12 protein-coding genes are annotated in these 14,051 nt (G+C 72.3%); all 12 read left to right on the top strand.

The genetic code is table 11. The features are described from left to right. Positions 1-46: 46 nt before the first annotated feature. A complete protein-coding gene (locus ACLQ2X_RS06840) occupies positions 47-973 on the top strand; it encodes an aspartate carbamoyltransferase catalytic subunit (RefSeq protein WP_425680103.1) in 927 nt (308 codons plus the stop codon). Beyond that, positions 970-2,247 (top strand): dihydroorotase, encoded by a 1,278-nt coding sequence (locus ACLQ2X_RS06835; RefSeq protein ID WP_425680102.1) that lies wholly within the window; start codon positions 970-972, stop codon positions 2,245-2,247. The genes ACLQ2X_RS06840 and ACLQ2X_RS06835 overlap by 4 nt, the downstream gene beginning before the upstream one ends. Positions 2,248-2,368: 121 nt before the next feature. Further along, the gene (gene carA, locus ACLQ2X_RS06830; RefSeq protein WP_425680391.1) at positions 2,369-3,511 is read left to right on the top strand and encodes a glutamine-hydrolyzing carbamoyl-phosphate synthase small subunit; all 1,143 of its coding nucleotides are present in this window, start codon (positions 2,369-2,371) and stop codon (positions 3,509-3,511) included. Further along, positions 3,504-6,884 (top strand): carbamoyl-phosphate synthase large subunit, encoded by a 3,381-nt coding sequence (gene carB / locus ACLQ2X_RS06825; RefSeq protein WP_425680101.1) that lies wholly within the window; start codon positions 3,504-3,506, stop codon positions 6,882-6,884. The genes carA and carB overlap by 8 nt, the downstream gene beginning before the upstream one ends. A 73-nt stretch (positions 6,885-6,957) precedes the next feature. Further along, positions 6,958-7,977, top strand: coding sequence for a quinone-dependent dihydroorotate dehydrogenase (locus tag ACLQ2X_RS06820; protein WP_425680100.1), 1,020 nt, complete (start codon positions 6,958-6,960; stop codon positions 7,975-7,977). A 33-nt stretch (positions 7,978-8,010) separates the two neighbouring features. Further along, positions 8,011-9,285 (top strand): adenosylmethionine--8-amino-7-oxononanoate transaminase, encoded by a 1,275-nt coding sequence (locus ACLQ2X_RS06815; protein WP_425680099.1) that lies wholly within the window; start codon positions 8,011-8,013, stop codon positions 9,283-9,285. Positions 9,286-9,369: 84 nt separating this feature from the next. After that, a complete protein-coding gene (gene pyrF / locus ACLQ2X_RS06810; protein WP_425680098.1) occupies positions 9,370-10,209 on the top strand; it encodes an orotidine-5'-phosphate decarboxylase in 840 nt (279 codons plus the stop codon). A 175-nt stretch (positions 10,210-10,384) separates the two neighbouring features. Further along, on the top strand, positions 10,385-10,702 hold the full coding sequence (gene mihF / locus ACLQ2X_RS06805; protein ID WP_013285515.1) for an integration host factor, actinobacterial type: 318 nt from the start codon (positions 10,385-10,387) through the stop codon (positions 10,700-10,702). A 25-nt stretch (positions 10,703-10,727) separates the two neighbouring features. Beyond that, entirely contained in the window at positions 10,728-11,267 is a 540-nt protein-coding gene (locus ACLQ2X_RS06800; RefSeq protein ID WP_425680097.1) for a guanylate kinase, read from the top strand. 4 nt (positions 11,268-11,271) lie between these two features. Continuing rightward, on the top strand, positions 11,272-11,538 hold the full coding sequence (rpoZ, locus tag ACLQ2X_RS06795) for a DNA-directed RNA polymerase subunit omega (RefSeq protein WP_013285517.1): 267 nt from the start codon (positions 11,272-11,274) through the stop codon (positions 11,536-11,538). A 14-nt stretch (positions 11,539-11,552) separates the two neighbouring features. Continuing rightward, the gene (gene coaBC / locus ACLQ2X_RS06790; protein ID WP_425680096.1) at positions 11,553-12,761 is read left to right on the top strand and encodes a bifunctional phosphopantothenoylcysteine decarboxylase/phosphopantothenate--cysteine ligase CoaBC; all 1,209 of its coding nucleotides are present in this window, start codon (positions 11,553-11,555) and stop codon (positions 12,759-12,761) included. A 95-nt stretch (positions 12,762-12,856) separates the two neighbouring features. Then, entirely contained in the window at positions 12,857-14,047 is a 1,191-nt protein-coding gene (metK, locus tag ACLQ2X_RS06785) for a methionine adenosyltransferase (protein WP_425680095.1), read from the top strand. Positions 14,048-14,051 lie beyond the last annotated feature (4 nt).

Below are 14,051 nucleotides of genomic sequence, written 5' to 3'. Positions count from 1 at the left end.
GTGCAGCGGAGCGGAGCCCCGCAGTCGCGAACGAAAGGTCAGCTCTGTGATCCGGCACCTGCTCTCCGGGGCGGACCTGGACGCCGCCACCGCCACCCTGGTCCTGGACACCGCCGCCGAGATGGCCACGGTGGCCGGCCGTGAGGTCAAGAAGCTGCCCGCGTTGCGCGGTCGTACCGTGGTGAACCTGTTCTACGAGGACTCCACCCGGACCCGGATCTCGTTCGAGGCGGCCGCCAAGCGACTCAGCGCCGACGTGATCAACTTCTCGGCCAAGGGGTCGAGCGTGGCCAAGGGGGAGAGCCTGAAGGACACCGCGCTCACCCTCCAGGCCATGGGGGCCGACGCGGTGGTGGTCCGACACCCGGCCTCCGGCGCGCCGCACCGGCTGGCCGACTGGGTGGACGGTTCGGTGGTCAACGCCGGTGACGGCACCCACGAGCATCCCACCCAGGCGCTGCTCGACGCGTACACGATGCGCTCCCGGCTGGGCCGGCTCGACGGCCTGCACGTGGCGATCGTCGGCGACGTGCTGCACTCCCGGGTGGCCCGCTCCAACGTGCTGCTCCTGTCCACCCTCGGTGCCAAGGTCACCCTGGTCGGCCCGCCCACGCTCATCCCGGTGAACATCTCCGCCGCCCTCGCCCCGGACACCGACGTCTCCTACGACCTGGACACCGTTCTTCCCGGTGTGGACGTGGTGATGATGCTGCGGGTGCAGCGGGAACGGATGGGTGACTCCTACTTCCCGTCGGCCCGGGAGTACGCCCGGCGCTACGGGCTCGACGGGCCGCGGATGCGCCGGCTGCCCGAGCACGCGATCGTCATGCACCCCGGCCCGATGAACCGGGGCATGGAGATCACGCCCGAGGTGGCCGACTCGTCCCGCTCCACCATCGTCGAACAGGTCGCCAACGGGGTCTCCGTGCGGATGGCCGTGCTCTACCTGCTGCTCGGAGGGAACAACCGGTGACCACGTACCTCATCTCGAACGTCAGCGTGGTCGGTGGCGAGCCGACCGACCTGCTCATCCGCGACGGCGTGGTGGTCGAGGTCGGCGCCGGGCTGGCCGCGGCCGGTGCCACGGTGCTCGACGCCACCGGCCTGGTGGCACTGCCCGGCCTGGTCGACCTGCACACCCACCTGCGGGAACCCGGCCGGGAGGACGCCGAGACGGTCGAGTCCGGGTCCCGGGCGGCGGCGCTCGGCGGCTACACGGCGGTGTGCGCGATGGCGAACACCTCGCCGGTCGCGGACACCGCCGGGGTGGTCGAGCAGGTCTGGCGGCTCGGCCGTGAGGCCGGCCTGGTCGACGTGCAACCGATCGGCGCGGTCACGGTCGGGCTGGCCGGCGAGCGGCTGGCCGAGTTGGGCGCGATGGCCGACTCAGCGGCCGGGGTGCAGATCTTCTCCGACGACGGGCACTGCGTGGCGGACCCGAGGCTGATGCGCCGGGCGCTGGAGTACGTCAAGGCGTTCGACGGGGTGATCGCCCAGCACGCCGAGGAGCCCCGGCTGACCGAGGGCGCGCAGATGCACGAGGGCGAGGTGTCCACCCGGCTCGGTCTGACCGGCTGGCCGGCGGTCGCCGAGGAGGCGATCATCGCCCGGGACGTGCTGCTGGCCGAGCACGTGGGCAGCCGCCTGCACGTCTGCCACGTCTCCACCGCCGGCAGCGTGGAGGTGCTGCGGCAGGCCAAGGCGCGTGGTGTGCGGGTGACCGCCGAGGTGACGCCGCACCACCTGCTGCTGACCGACGAGCGGGCGCAGACGTACGACCCGGTTTTCAAGGTCAACCCGCCGCTGCGTACCGCCGCCGACATCGCCGCCCTGCGGGAGGCGCTGGCCGACGGCGTGATCGACGTCATCGCCACCGACCACGCGCCGCACGCCGTGGAGGACAAGGAGTGCGAGTGGGCGTACGCCCGCCCGGGCATGCTCGGCCTGGAGACCGCGCTGTCCATCGCCCTCGACGTGTTCGGCCCCCGGTGGGACCTGATCGCCGAGCGGATGTCCCGCACACCGGCCCGGATCGCCGGCCTGGACGGGCACGGCCTCGACCCGGCGCCCGGCGTGCCGGCCAACCTGACCCTGGTCGACCCGGCCGCCCGTCGCGTGATCGAACCGGCGGAACTGGCCAGTCGCAGTCGCAACACCCCGTACGCCCGCATGACGCTGCCGGGTCGCATCGTGGCGACCTTCCTGCGCGGCGAGCCGACGGTTCTGGACGGAAAGGCTGTCAAGTGATCCGAGCGAGGAACGCAGCGGAGCGGAGTCCCGCAGTCCGGATCGGAGGGGTCATGGTGATCCGAGCGAGGAACGCAGCGGAGCGGAGTCCCGCAGTCCGGATCGGAGGGGTCGCAGCATGATTCGCAGGCGTTCGGCGATTCTCGTCCTGGAGGACGGGCGCACCTTCCACGGCGAGGCGTACGGCAGCGTCGGTGAGACGTTCGGTGAGGCGGTCTTCAACACCGGCATGACCGGCTACCAGGAGGCCCTCACCGACCCCTCCTACCACCGGCAGGTGGTGGTGCAGACCGCGCCGCACATCGGCAACACCGGGGTCAACGGCGAGGACGACGAGTCCGGTCGGATCTGGGTGGCCGGGTACGTGGTGCGCGACCCGGCCCGGATCAGCTCGAACTGGCGCGCCACCGGCGGGTTGGAGGACCGGCTCGCCGCCGAGGGGGTGGTCGGCATCAGCGGGGTGGACACCCGGGCGCTGACCCGGCACCTGCGGGAGCGCGGCGCGATGCGGGTCGGCATCTCCAGCGTCGAGGACGATCCGGCGGCCCTGCTGGAGCGGGTCCGCCGGTCGCCGCAGATGGTCGGCGCGGACCTGTCCGCCGAGGTGACCACCGACAAGCCGTACGTGGTGCCGGCGCAGGGTGAGCACCGGTTCACGGTGGCCGCCCTGGATCTGGGCATCAAGCGCAACGTGCCGCGCCGGCTCGCCGCGCGCGGGGTCACCACCCATGTGCTGCCCGCCGGTTCGACCATCGAGGATCTGCTCGCCACCGGTGCGGACGCGGTCTTCTTCTCGCCGGGCCCGGGTGACCCGGCGACCGCCGAGGGGCCGGTGGCGTTGGCCCGGGAGGTGCTGACCCGGCGGATTCCGCTGTTCGGCATCTGTTTCGGCAGCCAGATCCTCGGCCGGGCGTTGGGCTTCGGCACCTACAAGCTGGGGTACGGCCACCGCGGCATCAACCAGCCGGTGCTCGACCGGGTCACCGGCAAGGTCGAGGTGACCAGCCACAACCACGGTTTCGCGGTGCAGGTGCCGGGTGCGGGGGACGGGGCGGTCGTGCCCGACCAGGTGATCGACACCGAGTTCGGCGGGGTCCGGGTCTCGCACGTGTGCCTCAACGACAACGTGGTCGAGGGGCTGCGGGCCGTGGACGTGCCCGCTTTCACCGTCCAGTACCACCCGGAGGCGGCGGCCGGTCCGCACGATGCGGACTACCTCTTCGACCGCTTCGCCGAATTGATCGAGGGGCGCAAGGATGCCTAAGCGGACCGACCTCAGGCACGTGCTGGTGATCGGCTCAGGGCCGATCGTTATCGGACAAGCCTGCGAGTTCGACTACTCCGGCACCCAGGCCTGCCGGGTGCTGCGCAGCGAGGGCCTCCGGGTCAGCCTGGTCAACTCCAACCCGGCGACGATCATGACGGATCCGGAGTTCGCCGACGCCACGTACGTCGAGCCGATCACCCCGGAGTTCGTCGAGCTGGTCATCGCCAAGGAGCGCCCGGACGCGCTGCTGCCCACGCTCGGCGGGCAGACCGCGTTGAACACCGCGGTCGCCCTGCACGAGGCGGGCGTGCTGGAGAAGTACGGCGTCGAGCTGATCGGCGCGAACATCGAGGCGATCAACCGGGGTGAGGACCGGCAGCTGTTCAAGGAGATCGTGGCGAAGGCCGGCGTACGGCTGGGGGTGGCCGACCCGGCGGCGCTGGTGCCCCGCTCGCGGGTCTGCCACTCGATGGACGAGGTCCGGGACACCGTCACCGAGCTGGGCCTGCCGGTGGTCATCAGGCCGTCGTTCACGATGGGCGGCCTCGGTTCCGGCATGGCGCACAGCGACGAGGACCTGACCCGCATCGCCGGTGCCGGTCTGGCCGCCAGCCCGGTGCACGAGGTCCTGATCGAGGAGAGCGTGCTCGGCTGGAAGGAGTACGAGCTCGAACTGATGCGCGACCGCCACGACAACGTGGTGGTGGTCTGCTCGATCGAGAACGTCGACCCGATGGGCGTGCACACCGGGGACAGCGTCACGGTGGCGCCGGCCATGACGCTCACCGACCGGGAGTACCAGCGACTGCGCGACCTGGGCATCGCGGTGCTGCGCGAGGTCGGGGTGGACACCGGCGGCTGCAACATCCAGTTCGCGGTCAACCCGGCCGACGGCCGGATCGTCGTGATCGAGATGAACCCCCGGGTGTCGCGTTCCTCGGCGTTGGCGTCGAAGGCCACCGGCTTCCCGATCGCGAAGATCGCCGCGAAGCTCGCCATCGGCTACACGCTCGACGAGATCCCCAACGACATCACCCGCAAGACGCCTGCCGCGTTCGAGCCGACGCTCGACTACGTGGTGGTGAAGATCCCCCGGTTCGCGTTCGAGAAGTTCCCCGGCGCCGACCCGGAGCTGACCACCACCATGAAGTCGGTGGGCGAGGCGATGAGCCTGGGTCGCAACTTCACCGAGGCGCTGAACAAGGCGATGCGCTCGATGGAGACCACCTCGTCCGGTTTCTGGACGGTCCCCGACCCGCAGGGCGCGACCCGGGAGAACACCCTGGCCGCGTTGCGGATGCCGCACGACGGGCGGCTCTACACGGTCGAGCGGGCGTTGCGCCTCGGCGCGTCGATCGCCGAGGTGTCCGAGGCGTCCGGCGGCATCGACCCGTGGTTCCTGGACCAGATCGCCTCGCTGGTGGAGTTGCGCGCCGAGATCGTCGACGCCCCGGTGCTCGACGCGGCTCTGCTGCGGGTGGCCAAGCGGGCCGGTCTGTCCGACCGCCAGCTCGCCGCGTTGCGCCCCGAGCTGGCCGCCGAGGACGGGGTACGCACGCTGCGGCACCGCCTCGGGGTCCGGCCGGTGTACAAGACGGTGGACACCTGCGCGGCGGAGTTCGAGGCGACCACGCCGTACCACTACTCGACGTACGACTCGGAGACCGAGGTGGCGCCCTCGGCCCGGCCGAAGGTGCTCATCCTGGGCTCCGGGCCGAACCGGATCGGGCAGGGCATCGAGTTCGACTACTCGTGCGTGCACGCGGTGCAGGCGCTGCGCTGCGCGCCGCTCGGCACCGATGCCGGTGCCGACGGCGTGGGTTACGAGACGGTCATGGTCAACTGCAACCCGGAGACCGTCTCCACCGACTACGACACCGCCGACCGGTTGTACTTCGAGCCGCTGACGTTCGAGGACGTGCTGGAGGTGTGGCACGCCGAGGACTCCTCCGGGAAGGCGGCCGGGGGCCCGGGCGTGGTCGGGGTGATCGTGCAGCTCGGCGGGCAGACGCCGCTCGGCCTGGCCCAGCGGCTCAAGGACGCCGGGGTGCCGATCGTGGGCACCTCCCCGGAGTCGATCCACCTGGCCGAGGAGCGCGGGGCGTTCGGTGCGGTGCTGGCCCGGGCGGGGCTGCGGGCCCCCGCGCACGGCATGGCCACCTCGTACGACGAGGCGAAGGCGATCGCCGACGAGATCGGGTATCCGGTGCTGGTCCGCCCGTCGTACGTGCTGGGTGGCCGGGGCATGGAGATCGTCTACGACGATGTCACGCTGCGTGACTACATCGGCCGGGCCACCGCCATCTCGCCCGACCGCCCGGTGCTCGTCGACCGGTTCCTGGACGACGCCATCGAGATCGACGTGGACGCGCTCGTCGACGCCGACGGTGCCGTCTACCTGGGCGGCGTGATGGAGCACATCGAGGAGGCCGGCATCCACTCCGGGGACTCGTCGTGCACGCTGCCGCCGATCACCCTGGCCGGGTCGCACCTGGCGCAGGTGCGCCACTACACCGAGGAGATCGCCCGCGGCGTCGGGGTGCGCGGGCTGCTCAACGTCCAGTACGCCCTGCAGGGCGACACACTGTACGTGCTGGAGGCCAACCCGCGTGCCTCGCGGACGGTCCCGTTCGTGTCGAAGGCCACCGCGGTGCCGCTGGCCAAGGCGGCGGCCCGGATCGCCCTGGGCGCCACCATCGCGCAGTTGCGCGCGGAGGGGATGCTGCCGCCCACCGGCGACGGCGGCGCCATGCCGGCGGACGCGCCGATCGCGGTCAAGGAGGCGGTGCTGCCGTTCAAGCGGTTCCGCACACCGGCCGGCAAGGGCGTCGACGTGTTGCTCGGCCCGGAGATGCGCTCCACAGGTGAGGTGATGGGCATCGACACCGGGTTCGGGCAGGCGTTCGCCAAGTCGCAGGCGGCCGCTTACGGCTCGCTGCCCACGTCCGGGAAGATCTTCGTCTCGGTGGCGAACCGCGACAAGCGCGGCATGATCTTCCCGATCAAGCGCCTGGCGGACCTGGGCTTCGAGATCGTCGCCACCACCGGCACGGCCGAGGTGCTGCGCCGGCACGGGATCGCCTGCGAGCAGATCCGCAAGCACTACGAGTCCGGCGCGGGTGCGGACGCGGTGTCGCTGATCCTCGGCGGCGACGTGGCGCTTGTGGTGAACACGCCGCAGGGTTCGGGCGCGAGCGCCCGCTCGGACGGCTACGAGATCCGCAGCGCGGCGGTGAGCGCGGACATCCCGTGCGTCACCACCGTCCCCGGTGCCGCCGCCGCGGTGATGGGCATCGAGGCGCGGATCAACGGCGACCTGCAGGTCCGTCCGCTCCAGGATCTGCACGCCGCGCTGCGGGCGAACGAGTGACCCCGCGCCGCGACGCGCCGATCACGAGGGTGGCGGCAGTCGGGGAGATCGACTCCGGGCGGCGGGCCGGGACGTGATCTTCGAGCGGGTGGTGCGGCCCCGGTTGTTCTCGCTGCGCGGCGGGGATGCGGAGGGGGCGCACGAGTGGACGTTGGAACGGTTGGCGAGGGCGTCGCGGCGGCCGGCGCTTCTCGGGGCGCTGCGCCGGGCGTACTTTCGGTCGGCGCCGCGCGACGTGTTCGGGGTCCGGTTCCCCAACCCGGTCGGGTTGGCGGCCGGGATGGACAAGAACGGCGTCGCGTTGCCGGCGTGGCCGGCGCTGGGCTTCGGCTTCGTCGAGGTCGGCACCGTGACCGCGCACGCCCAGCCGGGCAACCCCCGGCCCCGGCTGTTCCGGCTGCGCGACAGCGCGGCCGTGATCAACCGGATGGGCTTCAACAACGCCGGCGCGCAGGCCCTGGCCGACCGGCTGGCGGCGCTGCCGCGCCCGCTCGGCGTGCCGCTGGGCATCTCCCTCGGGAAGTCCAAGGTGACCCCGCTGGACGAGGCGGTCGAGGACTACCTCACCTCCTACCGGGCGCTCAGGGGGCACGGTGACTACTTCGCGGTCAACGTGTCCTCGCCGAACACCCCGGGTCTGCGCTCGTTGCAGGACCGCTCGCACCTGGACGCGCTGCTCGCCGCGCTGGTGGGGGAGAAGCCGGTGCTGGTGAAGATCGCCCCTGACCTGACCGAGGCGGCGGTGGCCGAGCTGCTGGAGGTCTGCCTGGAGCGGGGCGCGGCGGGCGTCATCGCCACCAACACCACGCTGTCGCGCGACGGTCTGGCCCCGGCCGACCGGGAACGGGGCGCCGAGGCCGGCGGACTGTCCGGTCGGCCGTTGACCGGCCGGGCCCGGGAGATGGTCGCGTTCGTGCACCGGGAGACCGGCGGGCGACTGCCGGTGATCGGCGTCGGCGGCATCCTCGACCCGGACGACGCGACCCGGATGTTCGACGCCGGCGCGTCCCTGGTGCAGCTCTACACCGGTTTCATCTACCGGGGTCCCGCGCTGGCCCGCGCCGTCACCCGCGCCGCCCCGCACCCCCGATGACCCCGCCTTCGCGGGGGAGGGGAAGGAGGAGCCGTGACGCCTGAGGAGATCCTGGCGGCGGACCGCCGGCACGTGTGGCACCCGTACGCCGCGCTGCCGCCGGCCGGCGCGCCGTACGTGGTGGACAGCGCCGAGGGCGTACGCCTGCGCCTGGCCGACGGGCGGGAACTGGTCGACGGCATGTCGTCGTGGTGGGCGGCGATCCACGGCTACCGGAACCCGGTGCTGGACGCCGCGGTCACCGACCAGCTCGGCCGGATGAGCCACGTGATGTTCGGCGGGCTCACCCACGAGCCGGCGGTGCGCCTGGCCGGCACGCTCGTGGAGCTGGCCCCGGACGGCCTGGACCACGTCTTCCTGGCCGATTCCGGCTCGGTCGCCGTCGAGGTGGCGGTCAAGATGTGCCTGCAGTACCAGCGGGCCCGGGGTCGTCCGGGGCGTCGTCGGCTGGGCACCTGGCGGGGCGGCTACCACGGCGACACGTTCCACCCGATGAGCGTGTGCGACCCGGAGGGCGGCATGCACCACCTGTGGGGCGACGTGCTGCCCCGGCAGGTGTTCGCGCCGGTGCCGCCGGCCGGCTTCGACACGCCGCCCGACCCGGCGTACGAGGCGGTGCTGCGGGACGCGGTGCGACGGCACGCCGACGAGCTGGCCGCGGTGATCGTCGAGCCGGTGGTCCAGGGGGCCGGCGGGATGCGTTTCCACCATCCGCACTATCTGCGGGTGCTGCGCGAGGTCACCCGGGAGCACGGCGTCCTGCTGGTCTTCGACGAGATCGCCACCGGCTTCGGCCGGACCGGGCGGATGTTCGCCGCCGAGCACGCCGGGGTGACGCCGGATGTGCTCTGTGTCGGCAAGGCGCTCACCGGTGGCTACCTGACGCTGGCCGCGGCGCTGTGCACCCCGGAGGTGGCGCGGGGGATCTCCGCCGGCGGGGTGCTGGCGCACGGCCCGACGTTCATGGGCAACCCGCTGGCCTGTGCGGTCGCCAACGCCTCCGTGGACCTGCTGCGCGCCGGGGACTGGGCCGGGCGGGTGGCCGGCGTCGGCGCGGGACTGCGGGCCGGCCTGGAGCCGCTGCGCGGTGTGCCCGGGGTGGTCGACGTGCGGGTGCTCGGCGCGATCGGGGTGGTGCAGCTCGACCACGAGGTCGACGTGCCCCGGGCCACCGCCGCGGCGGTGGGCGAGGGGGTGTGGTTGCGTCCGTTCCGGGACCTCGTCTACACCATGCCGCCGTACGTCTGCGACGCCGCGGACGTGGCGCGGATCGCGGCCGGGGTGGCCGCGGCGGTCAGGGCCGGCTGAGCCGGCGGTACGAGCCGGTGCGGCGGGAGGTCCGCCGCCGGACACGCCAGGCGGCCCCGGTGCCGTCGGAGGGGGAGAGACACGATGGAGACGTTCGGCGTCCGCCTGCACCGGGCCGTGGCGCGACGAGGGCCGCTGTGTGTGGGGATCGACCCGCATCCGGGGTTGCTGGCCGACTGGGGACTGTCCGACGACGTCGAAGGGCTGGAGCGGTTCAGCCGCACCGTGGTGGAGGCGATCGGGGACCGGGTGGCCGTGGTGAAGCCGCAGTCGGCTTTCTTCGAGCGCTTCGGCTCGCGCGGGGTCGGGGTACTTGAGTCAACTATCCGACAGTTACGGGATGCCGGGGCGCTCGTTCTGCTCGACGTCAAGCGCGGCGACATCGGCTCGACGGTGGCCGCGTACGCCTCGGCGTACCTCGATCCATCCAGCCCGATGTATGTCGATGCGGTCACCGCGAGCCCCTACCTGGGAGTAGGTTCGCTGGCGCCGATGTTCTCGGTCGCCGCCGCGCACGGAGGCGGGGTGTTCGTGCTGGCCCTCACGTCCAATCCGGAGGGTGCCGCGGTGCAGCGCGCGGTCGGTGCCGACGGGCGCACCGTGGCGCAGGCCGTCATCGAGGAGATTTCGCAGCTCAACCAGGGTGCCGAGCCGCTCGGCAGCTTCGGTTTGGTGGTCGGCGCGACCATCGGGGAGACGGGTCACGACCTCGGTTCGGTGAACGGTCCGTTACTCGCACCGGGGCTTGGCGCCCAGGGTGGCACGCCCGCCGGGCTACGTACCGTCTTCGGCTCGGCCCTGCCGTGGGTGCTGCCGTCGTACTCCCGGGAGGTGCTCGGCGCGGGCCCGGATCCGGCCGCGCTGCGGGCCGCGGCCGACCGGGTACTGGCCGAGTGCCGGGCCGCCCTGAACCCCGCCGACTGACTGACTGCTCGGTCACTTTGCGTTGATCATGGCGCGCCCACGTTGCCGAAATCTCCGTTGAACGCTAGTTTTCCCCGCGCTGGGAACCACGGACCCCTTTGGTTGCCAGCGACACCACGTTTCACAGATGCGGTGGGGCGCTCCGCCCGCCGTACTAGGGACCTGAGGAGAACTGGTGCCGCTCCCGTCACTGACCCCCGAACAGCGCGCTGCCGCGCTGGAGAAGGCCGCGGAGATCCGCAAGGCCCGCGCTGAGCTGAAGGAGCAGCTCAAGCAGGGCAAGACCACCCTCGCCACCGTCCTCGAGCGGGCCGAGTCCGACGACGTCGTGGGCAAGCTGAAGGTTTCGGCAGTGCTCCAGGCGATGCCGGGCATCGGCAAGATCCGGGCGACCCAGATCATGGAGAAGCTCAAGATCGCTGACAGCCGTCGCCTGCGTGGCCTCGGCGAGCAGCAGCGCAAGGCTCTGCTCGGAGAGTTCGCCGCCAACTGAACGGCCCGCCGTGTAGAAACAAGCGGTGAGCACGGATGACGAGGCGCGCTCGGCGGCTCGGCTCACTGTCCTGTCCGGCCCGTCCGGGTCCGGCCGGGACAGTGTGGTCGAGGCGGTCCGGGCGCGCCTTGCGTCCGTCCGGGTGCCGGTGGTCGCCACCACCCGGACGCCGCGTCCGGGCGAGCGGGACGGCGTGGACCGCCTCTTCCTCGACCCGGCCGGCTTCGACCGCCTGATCGCCACGGGCGAGATGCTGGAGTGGTGCCGGATCGGGTCGTACCGCCGGGGGGTGCCCCGCGCCGCCGTGCGGTCCGGTCTCGCCGAGGGCCGGCCGGTGCTGCTGCCGCTGGACCTGACCGGCGCGGTGGCGGTCGGCGCGGCGGAGCCGCGGGCCCGGTTGGTGCTGCTCGCCCCGCCGGCGTACCGGCCCGGCCCGCACCTGGCGGGCGTCTTCGTCCACGCCGTGACGCACGACCGGACCGATCGGGCCGCCGACGAACTGGTAGGCTTGCTCGGTTCAGCCGGCCACCGCCTCCAGGGGCGGCGCACGAGACGCAGAGGTTAAATTCGTGGGATCCATCGCCACCAATCCCGAGGGCATCACCAACCCGCCGATCGACGAGCTGCTCGAAAAGACCACCTCGAAGTACGCGCTCGTCATCTTCGCCGCCAAGCGTGCCCGTCAGGTCAACGCCTACTACAGCCAGCTCGGTGAGGGCCTGCTGGAGTACGTCGGCCCGCTGGTGGAGACCACCCCGCAGGAGAAGCCGCTCTCGATCGCCATGCGCGAGATCAACGCGGGCCTGCTCACCGCCGAGCCGACCGACCAGCCGTAACCGCGCCCGTGCCGATGCCCGCCGAGATCGTCCTCGGGGTCGGCGGCGGGATCGCCGCCTACAAGGCATGTGAGCTGCTCCGCCTCTTCACCGAGTCGGGTCATCGGGTCCGGGTGGTGCCGACCGCCTCGGCGCTGCGCTTCGTCGGGGCGCCGACCTGGGCGGCCCTGTCTGGCCAGCCGGTCGCCGACGATGTCTGGTCCGACGTGCACGAGGTGCCGCACGTGCGGCTCGGGCAGCACGCCGACCTGGTCGTGGTCGCCCCGGCCACCGCCGACCTGCTCGCCAAGGCCGCCCACGGCCTCGCCGACGACCTGCTCACCAACACCCTCCTGACCGCCCGGTGCCCGGTGCTGCTGGCCCCGGCCATGCACACCGAGATGTGGGAGCACCCGGCCACCGCGGCCAACGTGGCCACGCTGCGTTCCCGGGGCGTCCGGGTGATCGAGCCGGCGGTCGGCCGGCTGACCGGGCGGGACACCGGCAAGGGCCGGATGCCCGACCCGGCCGAGATCTTCGCGGTGGCCCGCCGGACGCTGGCCCGCGGCGCCGACGCCGGGGCCGACCTGGCCGACCGGCATGTGGTGGTCACCGCCGGTGGCACCCGGGAACCGCTGGACCCGGTCCGCTTCCTGGGCAACCGGTCCTCCGGCAAACAGGGGTACGCGTTCGCCCGGGCCGCCGTGGCCCGGGGTGCCCGGGTGACGCTCGTCGCGGCGAACGTGTCGCTCGCCGACCCGGCCGGGGTGGACCTGGTCCGGGTGGGGACCACCGAGGAGTTGCGGGTGGCCACCCTGGCCGCGTCAGCCGACGCGGACGCCGTGGTGATGGCCGCCGCCCCGGCCGACTTCCGGCCCGCGCACTACGCGAGCGGTAAGATCAAGAAGTCGGAGGACGGCAGCGCGCCGACCATCGAACTGGTCACCAACCCGGACATCGCCGCCGAGCTGGGGCGCCGCCGCCGGCCCGGCCAGGTTCTGGTGATCTTCGCCGCCGAGACCCACGACGCGGAGGCCAACGGCCGGGCCAAACTGGCCCGCAAGGGCGCCGACCTGATCGTCGTCAACGAGGTCGGCGTCGACAAGGTCTTCGGGGCCGACACCAACGCGGCCACCGTGATCGGCGCCGACGGCGCCGTGCACCACCTGCCCGAACAAGCCAAGGAGGCCCTGGCCGATGCCGTCTGGGACCTCGTCGTCGCCCGGCTGCCGTCGCCCTCCTGACGACCGCCGCTCGCGTTCGACCCTTCGCGGTCGGAGGAGCATCGTTAAAATGCCGCCGAGCGACCTTTCAAAGTCATCACATGCTTAGGAGTGCCGTGACACGTCTCTTCACGTCCGAATCGGTCACGGAGGGCCACCCGGACAAGATCGCCGACCAGATCAGTGACGGCATTCTCGACGCGCTGCTCGCGCAGGACCCGCACAGCCGAGTCGCGGTCGAGACGTTGATCACCACCGGCCAGGTGCACGTCGCCGGTGAGGTCACCACCAAGGCGTACGCCGACATCCCGACCATCGTGCGGGAGACCATCCTCGGCATCGGCTACGACTCCTCGAAGAAGGGCTTCGACGGAGCGTCCTGCGGCGTCAGCGTCTCCATCGGCGCCCAGTCGCCGGACATCGCCCAGGGCGTGGACAACGCCTTCGAGCTGCGGACCGGGGGCTCGGAGAGCGCACTGGACGCGCAGGGCGCGGGCGACCAGGGAATGATGTTCGGCTTCGCCTGCTCCGAGACGCCCGAGCTGATGCCGCTGCCGATCGCGTTGGCGCACCGGTTGTCGCGCCGGCTCGCGGCGGTCCGCAAGGACGGCACGGTCCCCTACCTGCGGCCGGACGGCAAGACCCAGGTCACCATCGCCTACGAGGGGCTGCGCCCGGTGCGCCTGGACACCGTGGTGGTGTCCAGCCAGCACGCCGCGGACATTTCGCTGGAGTCGCTGCTCACCCCGGACATCCGCGACCACGTCATCGCGCCCGAGCTGGAGGGCCTCGGCCTGGACACCGAGGGCTACCGGCTGCTGGTGAACCCGACCGGCCGGTTCGAGATCGGCGGGCCGATGGGCGACGCCGGCCTGACCGGCCGGAAGATCATCGTGGACACCTACGGCGGGTACGCCCGCCACGGCGGGGGCGCGTTCTCCGGCAAGGACCCGTCGAAGGTCGACCGGTCCGCCGCGTACGCGATGCGCTGGGTCGCCAAGAACGTGGTCGCCGCCGGGCTGGCCGAGCGGTGCGAGGCGCAGGTCGCCTACGCGATCGGCAAGGCGCACCCGGTGAGCCTGTTCATCGAGACGTTCGGCACCGAGACCGTGCCGGTCGCCGCGATCGAGAAGGCGGTCACCGAGGTCTTCGACCTGCGTCCGGCCGCCATCATCCGGGACCTGCACCTGCTGCGCCCGATCTACCAGCAGACCGCCGCGTACGGCCACTTCGGCCGGGAGCTGCCGGAGTTGACCTGGGAGGGCACCGACCGGGCCGCCGACCTCAAGTCGGCCGCGGGAGCCTGAGCAC

The sequence above is a fragment of the Micromonospora sp. DT31 genome (assembly GCF_049841795.1).
GTDB lineage: Bacteria > Actinomycetota > Actinomycetes > Mycobacteriales > Micromonosporaceae > Micromonospora.
This window is presented reverse-complemented; position numbering and strand designations above follow the sequence as displayed.